18 protein-coding genes are annotated in these 19,742 nt (G+C 71.9%); 5 read left to right on the forward strand and 13 right to left on the reverse strand.

Annotated features, from left to right (window positions below):
* Positions 1 to 26 precede the first annotated feature (26 nt).
* On the reverse strand, positions 27 to 890 hold the full coding sequence (locus ACZ4VW_RS08455; RefSeq protein WP_467959859.1) for an aldo/keto reductase: 864 nt from the start codon (positions 888 to 890) through the stop codon (positions 27 to 29).
* 247 nt (positions 891 to 1,137) lie between these two features.
* Here ACZ4VW_RS08455 and ACZ4VW_RS08460 point away from each other — a divergent pair, with 247 nt between their 5' ends.
* The gene (locus tag ACZ4VW_RS08460) at positions 1,138 to 2,844 is read left to right on the forward strand and encodes a hypothetical protein (protein WP_467959861.1); all 1,707 of its coding nucleotides are present in this window, start codon (positions 1,138 to 1,140) and stop codon (positions 2,842 to 2,844) included.
* Between the two features lie 35 nt (positions 2,845 to 2,879).
* On the opposite strand, the gene ACZ4VW_RS08465 is transcribed toward ACZ4VW_RS08460, so the two are convergent.
* The 5 genes from ACZ4VW_RS08465 to ACZ4VW_RS08485 form a co-directional block, all read right to left on the reverse strand.
* Entirely contained in the window at positions 2,880 to 3,560 is a 681-nt protein-coding gene (locus tag ACZ4VW_RS08465) for a class I SAM-dependent methyltransferase (RefSeq protein WP_467959863.1), read from the reverse strand.
* Positions 3,561 to 3,635: 75 nt separating this feature from the next.
* Positions 3,636 to 4,094: a MaoC family dehydratase gene (locus ACZ4VW_RS08470; protein WP_467959865.1), complete on the reverse strand. Its 459-nt coding sequence runs from the start codon at positions 4,092 to 4,094 to the stop codon at positions 3,636 to 3,638.
* A 77-nt stretch (positions 4,095 to 4,171) separates the two neighbouring features.
* Positions 4,172 to 5,758: an acyl-CoA synthetase gene (locus ACZ4VW_RS08475; RefSeq protein WP_467959867.1), complete on the reverse strand. Its 1,587-nt coding sequence runs from the start codon at positions 5,756 to 5,758 to the stop codon at positions 4,172 to 4,174.
* 11 nt (positions 5,759 to 5,769) lie between these two features.
* Entirely contained in the window at positions 5,770 to 6,657 is an 888-nt protein-coding gene (locus ACZ4VW_RS08480) for an amidohydrolase family protein (protein ID WP_467959869.1), read from the reverse strand.
* Between the two features lies 1 nt (position 6,658).
* Positions 6,659 to 7,570, reverse strand: a complete 912-nt coding sequence (locus ACZ4VW_RS08485; RefSeq protein WP_467959871.1) for an SDR family oxidoreductase — start codon at positions 7,568 to 7,570, stop codon at positions 6,659 to 6,661.
* Between the two features lie 205 nt (positions 7,571 to 7,775).
* Here ACZ4VW_RS08485 and ACZ4VW_RS08490 point away from each other — a divergent pair, with 205 nt between their 5' ends.
* A complete protein-coding gene (locus ACZ4VW_RS08490) occupies positions 7,776 to 8,189 on the forward strand; it encodes a MarR family winged helix-turn-helix transcriptional regulator (protein ID WP_467959873.1) in 414 nt (137 codons plus the stop codon).
* Positions 8,190 to 8,399: 210 nt separating this feature from the next.
* Here ACZ4VW_RS08490 and ACZ4VW_RS08495 read toward each other — a convergent pair whose 3' ends face one another.
* The gene (locus ACZ4VW_RS08495) at positions 8,400 to 8,861 is read right to left on the reverse strand and encodes a DUF3237 domain-containing protein (RefSeq protein ID WP_467959875.1); all 462 of its coding nucleotides are present in this window, start codon (positions 8,859 to 8,861) and stop codon (positions 8,400 to 8,402) included.
* A 296-nt stretch (positions 8,862 to 9,157) separates the two neighbouring features.
* Here ACZ4VW_RS08495 and ACZ4VW_RS08500 point away from each other — a divergent pair, with 296 nt between their 5' ends.
* A complete protein-coding gene (locus tag ACZ4VW_RS08500) occupies positions 9,158 to 10,804 on the forward strand; it encodes an ABC transporter substrate-binding protein (RefSeq protein ID WP_467959877.1) in 1,647 nt (548 codons plus the stop codon).
* Positions 10,805 to 10,833: 29 nt separating this feature from the next.
* Positions 10,834 to 12,282, forward strand: a complete 1,449-nt coding sequence (locus ACZ4VW_RS08505) for an amidase (RefSeq protein WP_467959879.1) — start codon at positions 10,834 to 10,836, stop codon at positions 12,280 to 12,282.
* Positions 12,283 to 12,634: 352 nt separating this feature from the next.
* Here ACZ4VW_RS08505 and ACZ4VW_RS08510 read toward each other — a convergent pair whose 3' ends face one another.
* Genes ACZ4VW_RS08510 through ACZ4VW_RS08530 form a run of 5 tightly spaced genes read right to left on the reverse strand, consistent with a single transcriptional unit; the run spans position 12,635 to position 17,948 of the window.
* A complete protein-coding gene (locus ACZ4VW_RS08510; RefSeq protein WP_467959881.1) occupies positions 12,635 to 13,423 on the reverse strand; it encodes an ABC transporter ATP-binding protein in 789 nt (262 codons plus the stop codon).
* Entirely contained in the window at positions 13,416 to 14,411 is a 996-nt protein-coding gene (locus ACZ4VW_RS08515) for an ABC transporter ATP-binding protein (protein ID WP_467959883.1), read from the reverse strand. Before ACZ4VW_RS08515 ends, ACZ4VW_RS08510 begins: the two co-directional genes overlap by 8 nt.
* Entirely contained in the window at positions 14,408 to 15,265 is an 858-nt protein-coding gene (locus ACZ4VW_RS08520) for an ABC transporter permease (protein ID WP_467959885.1), read from the reverse strand. The genes ACZ4VW_RS08515 and ACZ4VW_RS08520 overlap by 4 nt, the downstream gene beginning before the upstream one ends.
* Positions 15,265 to 16,212, reverse strand: a complete 948-nt coding sequence (locus ACZ4VW_RS08525; protein ID WP_467959887.1) for an ABC transporter permease — start codon at positions 16,210 to 16,212, stop codon at positions 15,265 to 15,267. Before ACZ4VW_RS08525 ends, ACZ4VW_RS08520 begins: the two co-directional genes overlap by 1 nt.
* Positions 16,209 to 17,948, reverse strand: a complete 1,740-nt coding sequence (locus ACZ4VW_RS08530) for a CocE/NonD family hydrolase (RefSeq protein ID WP_467959889.1) — start codon at positions 17,946 to 17,948, stop codon at positions 16,209 to 16,211. The genes ACZ4VW_RS08525 and ACZ4VW_RS08530 overlap by 4 nt, the downstream gene beginning before the upstream one ends.
* Positions 17,949 to 18,048: 100 nt before the next feature.
* On the opposite strand from ACZ4VW_RS08530, the gene ACZ4VW_RS08535 reads away from it, so the two are divergent.
* Entirely contained in the window at positions 18,049 to 18,615 is a 567-nt protein-coding gene (locus ACZ4VW_RS08535) for a TetR/AcrR family transcriptional regulator (protein ID WP_467959891.1), read from the forward strand.
* 63 nt (positions 18,616 to 18,678) lie between these two features.
* On the opposite strand, the gene ACZ4VW_RS08540 is transcribed toward ACZ4VW_RS08535, so the two are convergent.
* Positions 18,679 to 19,677, reverse strand: a complete 999-nt coding sequence (locus tag ACZ4VW_RS08540) for a TrmB family transcriptional regulator (protein WP_467959893.1) — start codon at positions 19,675 to 19,677, stop codon at positions 18,679 to 18,681.
* Positions 19,678 to 19,742 lie beyond the last annotated feature (65 nt).

Here is a 19,742-nt window from a genome sequence, read left to right on the forward strand (position 1 = left end):
GGGCTCACGGAGGAGCCGAAGCGCTGTCAGTCCCGCGGGGACAGTCGGTCCAGGCGGGTCAGGTGATCCGGGGACAGGCGCAGGCGGGCCGCGGCCAGGTTCTCCTCGAGGTGCTCGATCCGGCCGGTGCCGGGGATCGGGAGGACCACCGGGGACCGGGCGAGGAGCCAGGCGAGGGAGACCTGGGCGGGGGTGGCGCCGAGCTCGGCCGCCACGGCGGCGATGCCGGCGGGGTTGTGGGCGGCGCTGTCGGCGGTCGCACCGGACGCCGCACCGGCAACCGGCCGCCACGGCAGAAAGGCGATCCCCGCCGCCTCGCAGGCGGCGAGCACCGGCTCGTGGGTACGGTCGAAAAGGCTGTACCGGTTCTGCACGCTCGCGACGTCGATGATCTTCCGGGCCTGGTCGAGTTCGGTGACCGTGACCTCGGACAGTCCTACGTGTCCGACCTTGCCCTCGGTCCGCAGCTCCCGCAGCGTGCCGAGCTGGTCGGCCAGGGGCACCGCGGGGTCGATGCGGTGCAGCTGGAGCAGCTCGATCCGATCGACGCGCAGCCGGCGCAGGGCGTGTTCGACCTGCGCGCGCAGTGAGTCCGGGCGCGCGTCGTGCTGCCAGCCGGCCGGGGAGTCCGATCGTGCGATGCCGACCTTGGTGGTGACGATCAGCCCGTCCGGGTACGGGTGCAGGGCCTCGGCCAGAAGCTCCTCGTTGGCTCCCCAGCCGTACATGTGGGCGGTGTCGATCAGCGTGACACCCAGCTCGACGGCGCGCCGCGCCACCGCGAGGGACTCGTCGCGGCCGGGCCCCGGCGCCGTCGGCAGGCGCATGGCGCCGAATCCGAGCCGCTGGACGTCGAACTCTCCACCGATACGGAACATGGTCGACCTCATCGTCCGCCGCCTCCCCCACGTCGCTCGAAGAACCAACGCTAGCAGCGCCGTTGACGCCACCGGGGTGCTGGCACCGGCGCGTGCGGCACGGGCCAAGGGTGACGGCTGAGCGCCTGGGCGCCCCGAAGGCGAGGTGTGGCTCCGCGTCGGCGGATTCCGGCTGAACCACGAGGTGTCGAGCCGTAGACTCCGGCAGGGAACGCCGACGTCGTCCGGCCGTTGGGCGCCCTCGTGGGGAGGAAATCGCATGCGGGAACCCTCGGGCCCTTCGGACTCGGTGAACGACTCGACACCCGACTCGGACGGCATCGACTCGACGACGGCCTCGACGGTCCTGGCGGAGGTGCTCCCAGGGGTTGCCGTCGTCTTCGGTGAGGTCCCCGCGGAACTCAAGCCCGATCTGATCGACTTCGGACTCGTACCGGCTGCGGACCGTCAGCAGATCTCCACGATCCTCGCCTCGCTCGGGAACGCGGCGACCGTGGCCGGCAACCTCGGAAACGCGTTCGCCGGCGTGCAGGGGCTCTACAGGATCGGCGACACGGCGCAGGCCGTACTGAGGGCCGGCGGAACGCTCGCCGTCAAGGACGGCGCGAACCTCGGAGCAGTGTTCCTCAACGGCAGGATCGTCCATCAGGCCCGCCTCTTCCCCGTGCATGCGGTGAGCAAGGCCCAGACCGCGGCCGCGCTCGGGCCCGCGCTGGCCATGGTCGGCCTCCAGATGATGCTGAGTGAGGTGTCGGGCCTCGTCAGGACCAACCTCGCGGTGACGCATCAGGTCCTCACCACCATCCGCAAGGAGCAGTGGGCCGAACTGACGGGGCTCGTCGCCGCCATCGATCGCGCGGTGGACCAGGCGCGAGAGATCGAATCGGTCCCGACCTCCTTGTGGGAGGACGTCGCGGGCAGTGGAGCGCTGCTGCAGAAGCAATTCGAGCTCTACCGAGGAAACGTCCGCGATCACATCAGCCAGATCGGTCGGCCCGACGTACGCGGCCCCCGCGACTATCTGCAGACGAACGCCGAGGCGATCGTCTTCGACGCCCACGCTCTGCTGTCCTCCGTCAAGGCATGGACGGGGTATCACGCGCTCCGCGCCGCGAGGGCGAGAGCCGCTGGGCGCGAGAACGCCGCCGAGGCGCAGTACGCCGAGGTCATCGCGCGCGACACCCGCGCGGAGTTCGACTCCGCTCTCGCCGAGACGACGAGCCTGGTCGACTCGCTGACGCGGGAGTTGCGCATCATCGCCGAGCTTCCCGGACGCGACACCCTGTCCCTGCCGGGGAAGCGGAGGGACTCGAAGGCGGCCCGCCAGACCTCCGCCCGTCTTCTGGAGGCGATCGAGCCTCTTGCCGATGCTCTCCGTCCGTCGGCCCCTCCGATGCAGGCTCCGGGCGTCGTCTGCGCACCCGAGCCGCTGGATCTCGAGCCGTACCTTCGCATCCTGCGCTGGTTCCTCGCCGACGGGGAGAGCCTGCGTGTCCTCGGCTTCCCCGATCAGGTCGACGCCGTGGGCCCGCTGTCCGCGATCCTCGGCGGAGCGAAGGAGAAGTTGGCGGCAGCCAGGGACAAGGCGTCGGCGAAGACGCTGGTCGCCGTCACGGATCGCCGCATCATCACGGCCAGGACGAACGCGTTCCTGGAGCAGGCCGAGATCCGCCAGGACATCCCGGTCGACCACGTGCGCTACGTCCGGGCGGCGGCTCCACAGGACAGGAGCGCGCGCTTGGCGATCGACCTCATCACGCGCGACGAGAACATCCAGTGGCTCTTCCCCACGGACATCGACCCCGCTCACGTGGACGCGCTCGCCGCCGTGCTCGCCGAGTCGATGACGATCCCGGACGTCGAACGCGACGAACTGCGGCGGCGGCGCCGCGCGCCCATCGAGGCCGGAGAGCAGAGCGGGAGTACGGGCACGAACTCGACGGAACCGACGGGGGCCCCGGTCTAGGACGCCGAGGGGGCCCAGGCCGCTCGACCGGAGGGTCAGCGCAGCCGGCGCGCGCGGAACACCACGTCGTCGGTGTGGTGCGCGCCGGCGCCGCCGTCGGGGATGACCCGTGGCCGCTGCTCGTCCACCTCCACCACCCAATCGTCGTCGACGAGAGCCCCGACCATCGAGGGCCAGACGTAGTCGGCCGGGTCGAAGCCGCTTTCGTCTGCTTCCCGGGTCTCCATGCCCGCGTGGTGGACGAGCAGCAGCACACCGCCGACCGCGACGGCCGAGAGCAGCGCACGCTCGGCCGCGGCGTCGGGGGTGCGCAGCAGCGCCGGGTACATCGCGGAGACCAGGCCGAAGGAGGCCGGCGGGAGCGCCGCTTCCGTGAGCGCGGCGTGGACCCAGCGCACGTCGACGCCGGCGTCCCGCGCGTGCCCGGCCGCCCGCTCCAGCGCCACGCCCGAGACCTCGAGCGCCGTCACGTCCCAGCCGCCGCGCGCGAGCCAGACGGCGTCCGCTCCCTCGCCGCAGCCGACGTCGAGCACCCGTCCGGGGGTGAGCCCGGCGGTCTCGGTCACGAGCGCACCGTTGGGCCGGCCGCTCCACAGCTGCCGGCGGTCCGCATAGCGGCTGTCCCACTCCGCCCGAACGGCGGGATCGCCGAGGTATCCGCCGGCCGGCGAGGGGATGTCGAATGCGGGCGGTCCCGCTGCGATGTCGTCGGTCACGAGTCCACCGTCGCCCGCCGCGTCACGGTCGCGCCACCCCTGTTGCCGGTTCGGCAAAACGACCGTCGGGCCCGCTCAGGCGTAGTGACGGTAGACGGCTTCGGCGACGCAGGCCGGCTTGTCCTTGCCGTCCACCTCGACGGTGAACGTCAGGGGCATCTGGACGCCGTTGCCCTTGACCTCCTCCACCGTGCCGACGGCCCCGTGCAGACGGATCTTCGCTCCCACGGGGACGGGGCTGGGGAAACGGACCTTGTCCAGGCCGTAGTTGACGCTCAGCTTGGTGCCGGTGATGGTGAGCAGCTCGCCGAAGAGCGGGATGATGAGGGAGAGGGTGAGGTACCCGTGGGCGATGGGGCCGCCGAAAGGGCCGTCCTTGGCCTTCTCCGGGTCGGTGTGGATCCACTGGTGGTCGTCGGTGGCGTCGGCAAAGGTGTTCACCCGCTCCTGGGTGATCTCGAGCCATTCGGTGCGCCCGAGGTCGGCTCCGGTGAGCGCCTTGAGTCCGTCGAGGCCGTTGGCGGTGGTGGGCATGGGAGATCCTTTCGATGGCGCGGGCAGCAGGGGGTGCCGGCGGTGCTGCTGGTGGGAGGGTGTGGCGTGGTTGTCCGTCACGGGTGGGGGCGCTCGGCGGAACCGGTCCCGAAGGTGTCGCGTACGACGGGCTTGATGATCTTCCCGGAGGCCGTACGGGGCAGGGCTTCCGTGACGACGAGGGACTTGGGGATCTTGTACTTGGCGAGCCGGCCGCCCAGGTGGCCGAGGATGTCCTCCTCGTCGGCGCGGGCGCGGGCGCCGGGGTCGAGGACGACGACGGCGCGGCCGACCTCGCCCCAGACCGGGTCCGGCACGCCGATGACCGCGCATTCGGCGACGGCGGGGTGAGTGAGGAGCGCGTCCTCGACCTCGGCCGGGTAGACGTTCTCGCCGCCCGAGACGTACATGTCCTTCACGCGGTCGACGATGAAGGCGTAGCCGTCGGCGTCGACGCGGGCGACGTCGCCCGTGCGCAGCCAGCCGTCGTCGGTGAAGGCGGCCGTGGATCGCGCGGGCAGTCCCCAGTAGCCGGTCATGACGTTCGGGCCCCGCACGAGGATCTCGCCGCGCTCCTCGGGTCCGGCCTCCCGTCCGTCGGGCAGGACGACACGCGTGTCGGTGAAGAAGTGCGGTACGCCGGCGGAGCCCGCCTTGGCGGAGGTCTGCTCCTTGTCCAGGAAGAGGACCCCGGGAGACGCCTCGGTCATGCCGTAGCCCTGGCTGAAGGCGAGACCACGGGCGAGGTAGGCGGCGATGGTGCGCGCGGGAACGGGGGCGCCGCCGCAGTTGAGGGTACGAAGACTGGACAGGTCCGTGGTCCTCCAGCGGGGCCGGGCGGCCATGGCGTCGTACATCGTGGGGACGCCGAACATGTACGTCACCCCCAATTTCTCGATGGTCTCCAGGACGCGCTCGGCGTCGAAGGCGCCGAGGAGCACCACCCGGCCACCCTTGAGAAGGGTGGGCAGACAGGTCATGTTGAGCCCGGCGGTGTGGAACAGCGGTGCCACGACGAGGGTCACCTCGTCGCCGGTGAGATCGGTGTCGACGAGGACGTTGACGCTGTTCCACGTGATGTTGGCGTGGGAGAGGACGGCGCCCTTGGGGCGACCGGTGGTGCCGGAGGTGTACATGATCATGCACGGGTCCTCCGGAGCCACGGTCTCGTCCAGAGCCTCCGTCCCCGCGTCGGCGAGCAGATCCTCGTAGGTGAGGACCCCGGCTCCACCGACAGCCCCGGCCCCCGCCCCGGCCACGGCTCCGCTTCCGCCGAGAGCGATGCGGTGACGCACTCCCGCCTCGGCGGCCGCCGCCCCCGCCACCTCGGCGCATTCCGGGGCGTGGACGAGGACGGTGCTGCCCGAGTCGGAGAGGTTGTACGCCAGTTCCGGCGCCGCGAGCCGGGTGTTGAGCGGGACGAACACCGCCCCGAGCGTTCCGGCGGCGAACAGGGCCTCCAGGAACGCCGGGTGGTTGGGGCCCAGGTACGCGACCCGGTCGCCGCGGCGCGTACCGAGGGCGCGCAGGGCGTGGGCGAGACGCAGGACGCGCTGGTGCAGCTCCCGGTAGGTCCAGGTGCGGTCCTCGTGGACGACGGCGATCCGGTCCGGCGTCTTCCGGGCCCGGCGGGCCGGCCAGGAGCCGATGCCTTGGTTCAACACGGCGACACCTTTCACTTCCCCGGCAGGCCGAGCAGTCGGGCGGCGTTCTCCTTGAGGATCTTCGGCCGGACCTCGGGCTTGATGTCGAGCTTGTCGAAGTCGGCGAGCCACCGGTCGGGGGTGATGACGGGGTAGTCGGAGCCGAAGAGGACCTTGTCCTTCAGCAGGGTGTTGGCATAGCGCACCAGTTGGGGCGGGAAGTACTTCGGCGACCAGCCGGACAGGTCGATGTACACGTACGGCTTGTGCGTGGCGACCGCCAGTGCCTCGTCCTGCCAGGGGAAGGAGGGGTGGGCGAGGATGATCCGCAGCTCGGGGAAGTCCACGGCGACGTCGTCGATCAGCATGGGGTCGGAGTACTTCAGCCGGATGCCCCCGCCGCCGGGGACACCGGCGCCGATGCCGGTCTGGCCGGTGTGGAACAGCGCGGGCACGCCGAGTTCCTCGATCGCCTCGTACAACGGGTAGGCGAGCCGGTCGTCGGGCGAGAACGCCTGGATGCTGGGGTGGAACTTGAAGCCGCGTACGCCGTACTCCTCCACCAGGCGCCGGGCTTCCCGCACGCCCGCCCGGCCCTTGTGCGGGTCGACGCTCGCGAAGGGGATCAGGACGTCGGCGTGGGCGGCGCAGCTCTCGGCGATCTCCTCGTTGGAGATGCGCGGGTGTCCGGTGGCGTGTTCGGCGTCCACGGTGAACACCACGGCGGCCATGGCGCGTTCGCGGTAGTGCGCGGCCATCTCCTCGATGGTCGGCTGCCGGTGCCCGTGGGCCTTGAAGTACTCCGCGGAGGCGCCGAACAGCTGCGGGCTGAGGGCGCCGTGGCCGTCCTTGGACACCTCCGCGTGGGTGTGCACGTCGATGGCGGTGAGCCGGTCGAGGTCGAACGCGAGGTCGCTCATCTCACGCCTCCGGGGCCTTGGGCGCGGGGATGCCGTAGGTCTCGGGCTCGGCCCCGACTCCGCGCGGCCACTCGGCGGCGATGGCGTCGGCGCTCCAGCCGCCGTCGGCGAAGGCGACCGCCTTCTCCCGGGGGTGCGACCACAGGGCCAGCCGGTCGCCGCCGATGCCGATGGCCTGCCCGGTCACTCCTTCGGAGTCGTCCGACGCCAGGAAGGTGATCAGCGCGGTGACGTCCTCGACGGTTCCGAGGCCCTCGTCCTTGCGGAGCCAGTCCGGGAGCGGCTTGCCGGTGCGCTCGGACTCCTCGATGACCGGGGCGAACGCCGGGATGGTCCTGGTCATCTCGGTGGCGGCGACGGGCACGACGGCGTTGACGGTGATGCCGGCGCGGCCCAGCTCCAGGGCCCAGGTGCGGGCCATGGCGACGATGCCGGCCTTGGCGGCGGCGTAGTTGGTCTGGCCGAAGTTGCCGCGCTGCCCGGCGGGCGAGGAGATCAGCACGAGCCGGCCTCCGGTGCCCTGCTCCCGCATGCGGACCGCGGCCGCGCGGGCGCAGGTGAAACTGCCGCGCAGGTGGACGCGGACGACGGCGTCGAAGTCGTCGTCGGTCATCTTCCACAGCACACGGTCGCGCAGGATGCCGGCGTTGGTGACGAGCACGTCCAGGCGACCGAAGGCGCGCACGGCGGCGTCCACCAGCTGCTGGGCCGCCTCACTGTCGCCCACCGCCGCGACGACACCGGTCGCCTGTCCGCCCTCGGACGTGATCGAGGCGACCGCGGCGTCGACGACGGCCCGGTCGACGTCATTGACGACGACGGCGGCGCCGGCCGCGGCGAGGGCCCGGGCGTATGCCAGTCCCAGGCCGCGTCCGCTGCCGGTGACGACGGCGACCTTGCCCTGAAGATCCATGAGAGGTGCCTCTCGTAAGGGGTGGGAAGGGATGTCGAAGACACCGGCACGAGCCGGGATCGACAGGAATCCTGATGAATGCCAGTCTGGTGAATCAACAGGATTCCTGTCAATGCCCTAGGGTGGGACGGCCGCCGCCCGGCGGCGCCCCGCGCGGTGAACGGCGTGAGCCTCCCGCGCGGATCCGGACGACGGGAGGACGAACGTGAGCACCTCGCTGCTCTATCTGGTGAAGAGGACGGAGTTGGCGGTACGGGCCCGCCTGGAGGAGTTGCTCAAGCCGGCCGGGATCACGGCGCTGCAGTACACCGCCCTCACGGTGCTGGAGCGGCACGACGGCATCTCCGCGGCGCAGCTCGCCCGTGACTCGTTCGTCACCGCCCAGTCGATGGCCGACATGGTCCGCGCCCTGGAGAGCCGCGGCCTGATCCGCCGCGAACCGAACCCGGCCAACCGCCGCGAACGTCTGATCCTGCTCGACGACGCGGGGCGCCGACTGCTCGCCGAGTACGCGGGACCGGCCCGCGCCCTGGAGGAGCGGATGGTCGCCGGCCTGAGCGCCGGGGAGGTCGACGCGTTCCGCGAGGCACTGAAGGAGGCGTGGCGCTCCCTGTCCTAACGCCTGCCACCAGGGACCCGGCCGACCCGCGCCCACCCCGGGCGCCCCGGCGCGGCCACACCCGCCCGGCCCCGGCCGCCCCCGGCACCCGGCACCCGGCACCCGGCGTGGCCACACCTGCCCCCCCGTACGCATGCCCGACCGACACTCCCCCAGCCCGCGCCCCGCCGTGGCCCGAGCCCCCGACGCACGGGCCACCGCGGCTGCCGGCTACTTGAGCGCGTACATGCGGATGATCACGGCGTCGTCGCCGTCCGGGCGGGCCAGGCCGACGAAGACCGTGTCCGCGAGCCAGCGGTGGGCGGGGGCGTCCGTACGGAAGACCGGCGACGTGCGGTAGTAGTGACCGGCATGGGAGACCTGCACGTCCCCGTCGAACTGGTCCGGGGTGTCGGCCTTGGGCCGGTAGTAGCCGCGGTTGACGATGTCGATCACGGCACCGTCCTCCGCCTGCAGCAGGTACCGGGCTTCCAGCTCGCACACCTCGCCGCGCGTGCTGCTCCAGTCGCCTCCGCCGGGGAGAACCTTCCCGCGCAGCCGGGGCCCGTCCACGCTGCCCCCGGTGATGGGGGTGAACTCGGTGACCTCCCCGTCGCCGTTGCCGATGTGCAGCGTGTCGGCCACCTCGGCACGGATCTCGAAGGCGAAGTCGAGGGCGGGAGTGAAGGACATGGCGGTTCTCCGCTTCTGTGAAAGGGGGCGGCCGGCCAGGGCGTCGTTCGCCGTGGGGCCGTGAGGCATCGCCGCCGGGCAGACCTGACGGGCAGATCCGGCGCCGACGGCGGAGGGACGCACGATCCACGAGTGGTTCACGTCCTGCTCTTGACGCCTTAGCTCACCAGATGCAAGCGTGACATGCAACAGCGTTATATGACGTTCGTTTACGACGGCTCGTCGGTGTGTCCCCTCTCCCCCATGTCGAGCGTCCTCCTTCTTTCCCTCACTCCTCTCAGCAGGGAGCATCAGCTATGGCTGCGAAGAAAACGGTGCTGACGGCGCTCGCGAGCACGGGCCTGCTGGTCGCCACGGCCTGCACCGGCTCGTCGAACGGAAGCGGCGAAGCCGCCGAGCCCGCCCGTCTGACCACCACCACGGCGCCCGGCGGCTCCGAGGTGGACCGTGTGACCTGGGCCCTTCCCTACGGTGAGCCGACGACGCTGGACCCCGCCAAGATCGGCGACTACTCCCCCCAGACGGTCGAAGCCAACCTCTGCGACACCCTGACCCGGATGAACGCGGACTTCTCCCTGAGCCCCGGCCTCGCCGAGAAGGTCACGTGGGCCGACGACCACACCCTGGTCCTCGACCTGCGTCCCGGCGTGACGTTCTGGAACGGCTCCCCCATGACCCCCGCGGACGTGATCCACAGCCTCGAACGCCAGCGGGATCCGAGGACCCAGGCCCTGTACGGGAACCACCTGTCCGCCGTGACCTCGATCAAGGCCACCGGCCCCCACCAGGTCACCCTGCGGACCAGGGGATACGACCAGACGCTCCCCAAAGCGCTGTCCACGTCCTTCGGCGCGGTCAGCCAGCGGGCGTACACCGAGAAGGCCGGCCCCGCGTACGGCACGGCCAAGGGCGGCCTGATGTGTACGGGGCCGTTCAAGCTGGGCGCCTGGAAGTCCGGCAGCGCCCTCGCCCTGGAACGCAACGACGCCTACTGGGACACCCGGCTGAAGCCGAAGGCCAAGCAGATCGAGTTCCGCTTCATCACCAACAGCAACACGCTGACCAGCGCACTGCTGTCCGGCGAGGTGGACGGCACCTACGAGCTTCCGCCCAGCAGCGCCACCGCGCTCGGGAAGGCCGGCAACGGCGCCGTGCACCTCGGTCCGTCGACCCAGAACGTCCTGCTGATCCCCGGCCACGCCTCGTCGCCCGCGGCCGACCGCACACTGCTGGACGCCCTGTCCCTGGTCATCGACCGCGACGCGCTGATCAAGAACGTCTTCGGCGGGGACGCCACCACACTGAAGTCGCTCGTCCCGCCGCTCACCTGGCGCGGGGACAAGGCGGCCGCCCGGTACGACGCGGCCTACGCGGCGCTGCCCGCCGCCCCGAAGCCGGACCCGGAGCGGGCGAAGAAGCTCGTCGCGCAGGCCGGCTCCCTCACGCGGCCGCTGGTGGCCGCCATCCCCGCCGGCGACCAACGCGGTCTCCAGGCGCTGACGTTCATCCAGGCCGCCGCCAAGGAGATCGGCGTCGGCATCGAGATCAAGCAGCTCCAGCCCACCGAGATGTCCTCGCTCTTCTACGACCCCTCGGTCCGGAAGGGCCTCGACCTCATCCTCACCTTCGGATACGTCACCATGCCGGACCCCGCGTCCTACGTGGCCGAGATGGTCAAGCCCCGCGGCCTCTTCAACTGGACGAACTACGACAACCCCGAGGCGACCCGCCTGCTCGACCGGGCCCGTACCTCCGCCGACCCCGCGGCCTCGGCCGCGGCGTACGGCGAAGCCCAGGCCCTCTTCACCCCCACCGTCCCGGTGGTCTACCTCGCCACCACGCACGAGCGGATGTTCATGAACAAGCGCGTCAGCGGCGCGCCGACCTCCTTCGCGTACATGGGCATGCCGTGGGCCGCCTACCTCGGCGGCACCGAAAAGTGACCGAGAACCCCCCGAACCAGGAGACGACGATGACCGACGCCACGGGCGACACACCGCTGTGGGACCGCCCGGCCGCCGAACTGGCCGCCGGAATCCGCGCCAAGTCCTTCTCGGCGACCGAGGTCGCCCAGGCGTTCCTCGCGCGCATCGAGGAGACCAACCCGGCCCTCAACGCCCTCGTGGACATCCGGCCCGAGGACGCGCTCGCCCAGGCCGCCGCGGCCGATGCCGCGGTCGCCGCAGGCGGAGAACTCCCCCCGTTGCTCGGCGTCCCGGTGTCCACGAAGATCAACACCTCGCAGCGCGGATACGTCAGCTCGCACGGCGTTCCCGCCTGGGCCGGCGCCGTGGCCCAGGACGACGCCGTCTGTGTGGCCGCCCTGCGCGAGGCCGGAGCGACCCTGATGGGCCGCAGCAACAGCCCGGCCTTCGCCGTGCGCTGGTTCACCGGCAACGATCTGTACGGCAGGACGCTCAATCCGTGGAACCCCGACCGCACCCCCGGCGGGTCCTCCGGCGGCGCCGCCGCGTCGGTCGCCGCCGGCATGACCCCGATCGCGCAGGGCAACGACATCGGCGGCTCCGTCCGCTTCCCGGCCTACTGCTGCGGCGCCGTGGGCCTGCGCCCCACCATGGGGCTCGTCTCCGGGGTGGAACCGCGTGGCGCCGAGGAGTTCGACAGCCCGCTGTCCTTCCAGACCATGGCCGTCCACGGGCCCCTCGGCTGGACCGTCGACGACGTCCGGCTCGGCCTGCACGCCATGGTGAGCCCCGACCTGAACGACCCCGTGGGGCTTCCGATGCGCCCGCCGCTGGGCGAGCCGCGCCGGGTCAAGGTCGCCGTCGTGCGCGACGCCGGGGGCGCCAAGCCCCACCCCGCCGTCGACGCCGCCATCGACGACGCGGCCCGCTGGCTCGGCGAGGCCGGCCACGAGGTGGAGGAGGTCGAGCTTCCCCTGCTGGGCGAGGCGGCCCGGCTGTGGTCGCTCCTGCTGTACCAGGAGTTGAAGACGATGATGTCCGAGATCGAGCGGTTCGGTGACGACTCCGTACGCGTCTCCCTCGCGTCCTCCTTCACCGCCGCCGCGGAGACCTGGGGTGAGCACCCCACCCTCACCGACTACATCCGGGGCTACGCCCGCCGCGGCACTCTCGTCAGCCGCCTCCAGCGGTTCCTGGGCCAGGACCGGATCGTGCTGACGCCGGTCTGTGCCGAGCCGCCGTTCGAGCAGGACGCCGACCTCGCCGGCGACAGCCGCGTGAGCGAACTCCTGGCCGCGCAGTGGCCGATGCAGGCGGTCCCCGTGCTCGGCTTCCCCGCCATCTCCGTCCCCACGGGCCTGCGCGAAGGGCTGCCCTCCGGCGTCCAGCTGATCGGCGGACGCTTCCAGGAGGACCTGCTGCTGCACGTCGCCACGGCGATCGAGGCACGGGCCCCGCGTACCCGGCCGGCGCTCTCCTGGGCGCGGACCGGCTGACCACCCGCCCGCTCAGCCTCTCGACGGCGTGCCCCGACGGTCTCCACCGACCGCCGGGGCACGCCGTTCTCACGTCTTCGCCCTCGATTGCGCCCCGGTCGGTTCCGGACGACGAGGCCCCGGACGCCACACGCTGCCCCGGTCGTGTCCGAAAGACGAGGCCCCGGACGCCACACGCTGCTCCGGTCGCGTCCGGACGACGAGGCCCCGGACAGCACACGCTGCTCGGGGCCTCGTCGTGGCGCCGCCCTGCCGGTGGGTGCGGCGACCGCGGCCGGGGGGACGAGAAGGACGCCTGCCCCGTTCCCTCGTCGGGGCAGACGTCCTTCGTCGGTGGGCCGCGTGCCCGGCCTCAGGCGGCGGGCTTGTGCGCCCTTCTCCGCGGCTTCCACCCCGGTCGGGGAATGGAGGCGATCAGGCGCTGGGTGTAGGGGTCTTGAGGAGCGTCGAGGACGGTGGCGACCGGACCGCGCTCGACGACTCTTCCCGCCCGCATGACCAGGACGTCGTCGCTGATGTGCCGGATGGCGCCGAGGTCGTGCGTGATGAACAGCAGCGCGGTCCCGGTGTCCGTACGGATGCGGGCGAGCAGGGCCAGGATCTGGGCCTGGATGGACACGTCCAGGGCGGCGACGGCCTCGTCCAGGATCAGTACGCGCGGTTCGGCGGCCAGGGCGCGGGCGATGGCGACGCGTTGGCGCTGTCCGCCCGAGAGGGCCTTCGGCAGGGCGCGAGCCTGGCGGTCGTCCAGCCCCACCATGTCGAGCAGTTCGGCGACGCGGGCGCGGAGCCGGTCCGCGGGCAGGGGCCGGTGCAGCGTGACCGCTTCGGCGACGGCGTCGCCGACGCGCTGGCGCCGGTCGAGGGACGAGTAGGGGTCCTGGAAGACCATCTGGATCCGCCGGCCCCGGGCACGGCGCTCGCCGGCCCGTAGCCGCCCGGCCCCGCGCTCGTCGCCGGCGACGACGACGTGTCCGCCGCTCGGTGTCTCGAGTCCGGCGATCATGCGCGCGGTGGTCGTCTTGCCCGACCCCGACTCGCCGACGATCGCCAGGGACCCTCGCTCCGGAAGCGCGAACGTCACGTCGTCCACGGCGACGAAGTCACCGAACTCCTTGCGCAGATCGCGTACGTCAAGCATGGCTGACGGCCTCCTCGGGAGTGTCCGTATGGGGGAAGTGACAGGCCGTGGTGCCGTCACCGGCGGACGTCGGTTCGGGCCGGTGGCTGCGGCACGGATCCTGGACGCGTGGACATCGGTCGCTGAACGCGCATCCGGCGGGCGCCTCGAAGCCGGACAGGGGCCTGCCCGGGATCGAACGGAGTGCCACGGCGGCGTCGGAGACCGACGGGCGGGAGGCGAGCAGGGCGCGCGTGTAGGGGTGGGCGGCGCGCCCGCGCAGGCGGTCGGCGCGGAGTTCTTCCACGGTGGTGCCCGCGTACATGACCACGACCCGGTCGCAGACGGCTGCCGCGAGTTCCAGGTCGTGGGTGATGAAGAGCATGGCCAGTCCACGGGCTTCGCGGGCCTCGCCGATGATGGCCATCACCTCCTCCTGCGTGGTCACGTCGAGGGCGGTGGTCGGCTCGTCCGCGAGCAGCAGGCGTGGTTCGGCGGCCAGCGCGGCGGCGATCATGACGCGTTGGAGCAGGCCGCCCGAGAGTTCGTGCGGCCGTTGGCGCATGCGCCGGTCGGCGTCGGGGATGCCGACCTCCCGAAGGATCCCGGTGACTTTCCTGACCGCCTCGGCGGCCGGGACACGGCGTGTGGTGGTCAGGCCCTCGATCAGGAAGTCGCCCACGCTGCGGGCGGGGTTGATGTGGGCCCTGGGGTCCTGGAACACCATGGCGACCTCGGTCGCGCGGAACGCGCGCAGGCGTTCGGCTGTCATCTGCGGGACGGACTCCCCCGCGAACAACACGTCTCCGTGGACGCGGGCGCCCTGCGGCAGCAGGCCGAGGACGGAGCGGGCCGTCAGGGACTTCCCGGACCCGGACTCGCCGACCAGGGCGACGGCCGTTCCCTCGGGGATGCTGACGTCGGCGCGGTGGACGACGGTGCGCGGCACTCCGTCCAGGGGCAGGTCGATGCCGAGCGAGTCGATCCGGAGCAGCGGTGTGGGGCTCATGCGTTCTCTCCGAGCAGACGTCGGGACAGGCCCGTCCCCAGCAGGTTGAACGCCACGACGACGACGAGGATGGCGATGCCCGCGTACAGGGACTGCTCGGGCTGGCCGGCGAGGATGGAGGGGGCGCCGTTGGCCACCATCAGTCCCCATTCCGGGTCCGGGGGCCGGCTGCCGAGTCCGAGGAAGGAGATCGCGGCGACGTCGAGCAGGGCGTAGCCGAAGCCGATGGTGGCCTGGACGAGGACGAGCGGCAGCAGGTTCGGGAGCAGGTGCCGCAGCCAGATACGGAAGGGGGGCGCGCCGAGGAGCTGGAGCGCCGATATGTAGGGCAGGTTCCGTTCCTTGATCGCGGCGGATCGTACGACGCGCGTGATCAGGGGGAGGTAGGCGATCGACAGGGCGATGACCGGGGCGGTGAGCCCGGCGCCGAAGACGGCGGCGACGAGGACGGCCATGATGAGCCCCGGGAAGCCGAAGACGATGTCCAGGGCGCCCGAGACGAACCGGTCGAGCCGGCCTCCGAACCAGGCGGCGGTCAGGGCGAGAAGGGTGCCGAGCGTCGTGGACACGGCGATGACAACGGCGGGGGCGGCGAGGCTGGCGCGGGTGCCGGCGATGAGCCGGGAGAGCAGGTCGCGCCCGGTGTCGTCCGTCCCCAGAAGGTGGGTGGCGGACGGTCCGGCGTTGACGTTCAGGGGGTTGACGGCGTTCGGGTCGTGCGGGGCGAGCAGCGGCCCGAGCACGGCCAGCAGGACGAACAGGGCGACGACCCATGCCGCGCCGAGGGTCAGGTGGTCGCGTGGGCGTCCGGCACGGGGCGCGGGCGCGGTCCGGGTGGACGGGGCGGTGGTCATCAGGCCCCCTTCTGCGCGGCTCGGGGGTCGAGGGCGGCGCTGACCAGGTCGACGGAGGTGTTGATGACGACGAAGACGACCACGAAGATCAGGGACACGGCCTGGACGACCGCCATGTCCTGCTTGGAGGCCGCCTCGATCATGAGGGCTCCGAGCCCTCCGGTGCCGAATGCCTGCTCGGCGACGGCCGCGGTGGCGATGAGTCCGGCGATGCCGACGCCGGAGACGGCGAAGACGGGGCCGGAGGCGTTGTGCAGGACGTGCCGCCTGATCACCGTGCGCTCGGGTACGCCGCGGCTGCGGGCGGTCTCCACGTGCTCGGAGCGCATCTCCGCGCGGACGGCGGTGCGGGTCACCTGGGCGACGTAGCCGATCCAGGTCATCGCCAGCGCGACGGCGGGGAGCGTCAGGTGGGTCAGGGTGCCGGTGAAGCCCTCGCCGGAGCCGTAGACGGGGAACCACGGGAGCTGGACGGCGAAGAGCCAGATGAGCAGGACCGACATGATGAAGGTCGGTACGGCCATCGCGCCCGCCGTCAGGGTCGTGGCCAGGGTGTCCGTGCGGCCGCCGCGCAGGGCGGCGACGGTGCCGATGGCCGTGCCGAGGGCGAGGACGAGCACGGAGGCGTAGACGACGAGCGCGAGGGTGTTTCCGGCGCGGGCGCCGATGAGTTCGGTGACGGAGTCGCGGTAGACGAGGGACGTCCCGAAGTCTCCGCGCAGGCAGCCGCTCAGCCAGTGCCAGTAACCCTGGAGGAACGGGTCGTCCAGGTGGTGGTCGCGGCGGATCTGCGCGAGCACGGCGGGGTCGGGGTTCCGGCTGCCGCCGACGAGCAGCGTGGCGGGGTCCCCGGGCGTGAGGAACATGGCGCCGTAGATGGCCACGCTGGAGACGAGCACGGTCACGACGAGCATGCCCAGCCGGGTGGCGACGAATCGGAGATTCATCTGGGACCGCCTCCTTCACGGAGATGCGGCGGAGGGAACTCGGGCGTTCCGTGCACCGGGGGTCGCTCGCCGCTGTCGGGCAGGACGGTCAGACGCAGACGGGAGGGGTGGAGGGGGCCGGTCCGGAGCTTTTGCAGGCTCGCCTTGGGAGCGGCCGTCAGCCACGGGCTCTCCAGGGAGCCGGAGTTGGGGAGGTGATTCGGGAAGTCGCTACCGGTGATCATCAGCGCGAGGCGGTGGCCCGGGCGCAACCGATAACCGGTGTGTCCCAGGGCGATCTCCACCTCGCCGGGCTTGTCCCGCTGGGCGCAGCCGCGCACGATCAGGCGCGCCGTGCCGTCCGGGGCCAGGTCAAGGAGCCGGACGAAGACGTCGAACGTGGGCGCCGTGCTCTCCACGTGCAGCACCGCGTGGACGGGGCCGGCGAGGTCGAGCGGCCGGTCGGAGGCGGGGCCGGTGAAGACGAGGACGTCGTCCCGGTCGAGGGTGGGGCGCTCGTCGGCGTGCTCCCGCAGCTGGAGGAAGGTGTCCGCGGCGGCGGACGGCACGAGGTCGTCGGGGTCGTAGCGCCACCGCGCCGCTTCCGGCGCGGCGGCCGGGTGCGGGGCCAGCTCTCCGCCGGGGACCGGGCCGGTCGCCGCGCCCGCCTCCGTCAGGTGGAGCTCGGTCGGCGTGGCCTCCGGCGGCGGCCACGTGGAAGCGGTGCGCCAGCCCACGTGGCCGAGCTTCCAGCGAACCCTGGGAAGCGACTCGGGCGGGGCGCTGCCCTTCAGGAAGACGTCGAAGAATTCGACGGCGGGACCGGTGTACGCGTCGAGCAGGCGCTCCAGGGCGGCGTCGTCGCCCAGGTGGTCGGCGTCCGGGGGGACCGGGGCGTCCTCCAGGAAGTAGTTCTCGTGGTCGATCGTGTCGGCGAGCAGGTACTGCACGGCAGCCCAACCGGGGCGCCGGGCCAGCTCGGTGTAGTCGCGCATGTGGGCGATGCCGAGGTTGTCGAACCAGCCGACGCAGTGCAGGACCGGTACCGGCCGGGCGTCGTAGGGATGCGGCCCGTTGTACGGGGCGAGGGGGATGCCGCCGACGATGAGGTCGAAGCCGGGTGAGCGCTTCCCGATGGCGGTGAACGCCTCCTCGTACGCGGCGACGAGCGGTCGTCGGGTGAGATCGACGTCGAACTCGTAGCTGTCGTTGTCCGTCCAGACCTGCGCCTGGTAGGTGGTCCCCTCCAGCCACACCGGCTGCGGGCCCGACCCGGCGTCGTACGTGGCGATCCCCGGACCGTTGTTGGTGCAGGTGACGCGGGGCACGATGGCGCGCAGGGCAGGGTGCTGGCTGGAGACCGCCGACCACTGGGTGAAGCCGTAGTACGAGTCGCCGAACATGCCCACGATCCCGTCGGACCAGGGCTGTCGGGTGATCCACTCGATGGTGTCGTAGCCGTCGTCCACCTCCCCGGTCCAGCCGAGGGTGTGGCCCTGGGAGCGGAACTTGCCTCGGACGTCCTGGACCACGACGACGTAGCCGCGTGCCGTGAACCGCTCCGCGATCCTGTCGAAGAAGACGTACCGGCTGTTCTTGTCATAGGGCAGGCGGGCCAGGACGGCCGGCGCCGGGTCCGCCCGGTCGGCGCCGTAGACATCGGTGGCCAGCAGCGCTCCGTCGCGCATGCGCACCATGTGCTGCCGCGCCTGCGGAGGGACGGGTTCCGGGGTGACGCGTCGGACGGCAAGGCTCATAGGGCCCTCCACGGAAGCGAATCTTCAGAAAACAACGTGATATAACAGCGTTGCATTTAGGTGAGTTCAGCGTCAACCCCCTCTGAGCTAGGTTGCTTCCATGCCGATCGACGTCGACGAAGTCCAGCGCCGCAAGGCGATCGCCGAGGCGACCCTCGCCGTCGCCGCCCGGGACGGGGCGCGCGCCATCACCATCCGCGCCGTGGCCAAGGAGCTCGGCGGTTCCACGGCGATGGTCACCAACTACGTGCCGACGCGTACGGCCCTGATCACCAACGCCGTCCGCGCGGCGGAATCGCGCTGGAGGACCGATCTGGAGGCCCATCTCGGCGACCTGACCGGCGCGGACCGGCTGCGCGCCACGCTGGAGTGGCACCTCAGCACGGAGCCCGAGGACCTGCTGCTCCGCGCGCTCTGGGTCGAGATGCTCTCGACGGCGCACACCGACCCCCATGGGGTCGACCGCCGTGAACCCCGCGAATCGCGCGAGGAGTTCCTCGACGCGTCCACCGCCGCCGGCGTGCCCGACGCCGGCCTCGCCGCCGACGTCCTCTCGCTCCTGACCCGCGGCTATTACGTCTCCACCATGGAAGAACCCGGCTACTGGACACCGGACCGGACCGGCCGCGTCGCCAGAGCCGTGGTGGACGCCCTCATCGGCGACTGAGGAGGACCGCGCCCCGCGCACGGGGCGCGGTGCGGCGGCCCGAGCGGGGGGCGAACCCCCGCGTCACGTTCCCAGGTGCTCCGCCCAGCCGCTTCGGACCGCGTGGGCGCCGAGCTGCATCCGGGTCTGGACTCCGGCCAGATCCATCAGACGGCGCAGGCGGCGGTGGAGCGTGCGGGGGGACAGGCCGAGTTGGGTGGCGGCCGTCTGGTCCGTCAGGCCGGCCAGCAGCAGCGCGAGGATCCTGCGGTCGAGTTCGGTCGGGCCGTGCGGGCCGATCTCGACGGTTGCCTCGGACTCGGCTCCCGTGCCCGACAGTTCGAGCGGGTGGGCCGTGCGCCACACCGTCTCGAACAGCGCGTCCAGCGCGTCCAGCAGGCCGCTGCGGTGCAGCAGTACGGCGCCGGGCTCTCCCGCCGGTGTGACGGCGAGCGGAACCAGGCCGAGGTCGGCGTCGGCCAGCACGAGTTTCATCGGCAGGTGGTCGGTGACCCGCAACTGCACCCCGTTGCGCAGGGAGTCGACGGCGTCGTGGACGATTCCCGGTTCTGCCAGCACGGCGCGGTCCAGTACGGCGCGGAAGAGCACCCCGCGGTCGAGGGCCATGGGTTCGGCCGTGTTCTCGTCGGGAGGCAGGGCGACGAACGGCGCGGTGATGAAGGAGCGGACCTGCGTCCGGGCCGCCTGCTGCACCTGGAGGAAGCGATGGCGGATGGCGTCGACGCCCGTGACGACCTCGATCAGATCGCTGATGCTGTCCCCGGTCATCGCCGCCCGGTGTTCCTCGGCGAAGGTCACCAGCGCCTGCTCGGCCATGCGCAGCCCGTCCCGGCGCTGGCTGATGAGAGCGCCGAGCGCCATGGCCGGCGGCGCGGCGGTGAACCGCTCGTCCGCCGACCTGGTCGCCAGACCCCACTCGGCCAGCCGGGACAGCGCCGTGTCGACGTGGGCCGGCGCCAGGGTCACCAGGCCGGCGAGCGAGACGGCGGTGGAGTTCGGCTGTCCGAGCAGCGCCCGGTAGACGCGCTCGTCGTCGGGTTCGAGGCCCAGAACATCCAGCATCCGCGATCGACTCTCTTCCGCTTGCCGCAGCGGGGAGAGTATGCGCCATGGCGGCAGACCCTGAA

The organism is Streptomyces sp. NPDC029139, from assembly GCF_055564335.1.

Bases quoted from the DNA above. Each gene is read 5' to 3' on its own strand.
- ACZ4VW_RS08480 (WP_467959869.1), bottom strand. From the start codon at position 6,657: ATGAGCGACCTCGCGTTCGACCTCGACCGGCTCACCGCCATCGACGTG.
- ACZ4VW_RS08460 (WP_467959861.1), top strand. From the start codon at position 1,138: ATGCGGGAACCCTCGGGCCCTTCGGACTCGGTGAACGACTCGACACCC.
- ACZ4VW_RS08510 (WP_467959881.1), bottom strand. From the start codon at position 13,423: ATGCTTGACGTACGCGATCTGCGCAAGGAGTTCGGTGACTTCGTCGCC.
- ACZ4VW_RS08530 (WP_467959889.1), bottom strand. From the start codon at position 17,948: ATGAGCCTTGCCGTCCGACGCGTCACCCCGGAACCCGTCCCTCCGCAG.
- ACZ4VW_RS08505 (WP_467959879.1), top strand. From the start codon at position 10,834: ATGACCGACGCCACGGGCGACACACCGCTGTGGGACCGCCCGGCCGCC.
- ACZ4VW_RS08500 (WP_467959877.1), top strand. From the start codon at position 9,158: ATGGCTGCGAAGAAAACGGTGCTGACGGCGCTCGCGAGCACGGGCCTG.
- ACZ4VW_RS08520 (WP_467959885.1), bottom strand. From the start codon at position 15,265: ATGACCACCGCCCCGTCCACCCGGACCGCGCCCGCGCCCCGTGCCGGA.
- ACZ4VW_RS08525 (WP_467959887.1), bottom strand. From the start codon at position 16,212: ATGAATCTCCGATTCGTCGCCACCCGGCTGGGCATGCTCGTCGTGACC.
- ACZ4VW_RS08515 (WP_467959883.1), bottom strand. From the start codon at position 14,411: ATGAGCCCCACACCGCTGCTCCGGATCGACTCGCTCGGCATCGACCTG.
- ACZ4VW_RS08485 (WP_467959871.1), bottom strand. From the start codon at position 7,570: ATGGATCTTCAGGGCAAGGTCGCCGTCGTCACCGGCAGCGGACGCGGC.
- ACZ4VW_RS08540 (WP_467959893.1), bottom strand. From the start codon at position 19,677: ATGCTGGATGTTCTGGGCCTCGAACCCGACGACGAGCGCGTCTACCGG.
- ACZ4VW_RS08535 (WP_467959891.1), top strand. From the start codon at position 18,049: ATGCCGATCGACGTCGACGAAGTCCAGCGCCGCAAGGCGATCGCCGAG.
- ACZ4VW_RS08470 (WP_467959865.1), bottom strand. From the start codon at position 4,094: ATGCCCACCACCGCCAACGGCCTCGACGGACTCAAGGCGCTCACCGGA.
- ACZ4VW_RS08455 (WP_467959859.1), bottom strand. From the start codon at position 890: ATGAGGTCGACCATGTTCCGTATCGGTGGAGAGTTCGACGTCCAGCGG.
- ACZ4VW_RS08495 (WP_467959875.1), bottom strand. From the start codon at position 8,861: ATGTCCTTCACTCCCGCCCTCGACTTCGCCTTCGAGATCCGTGCCGAG.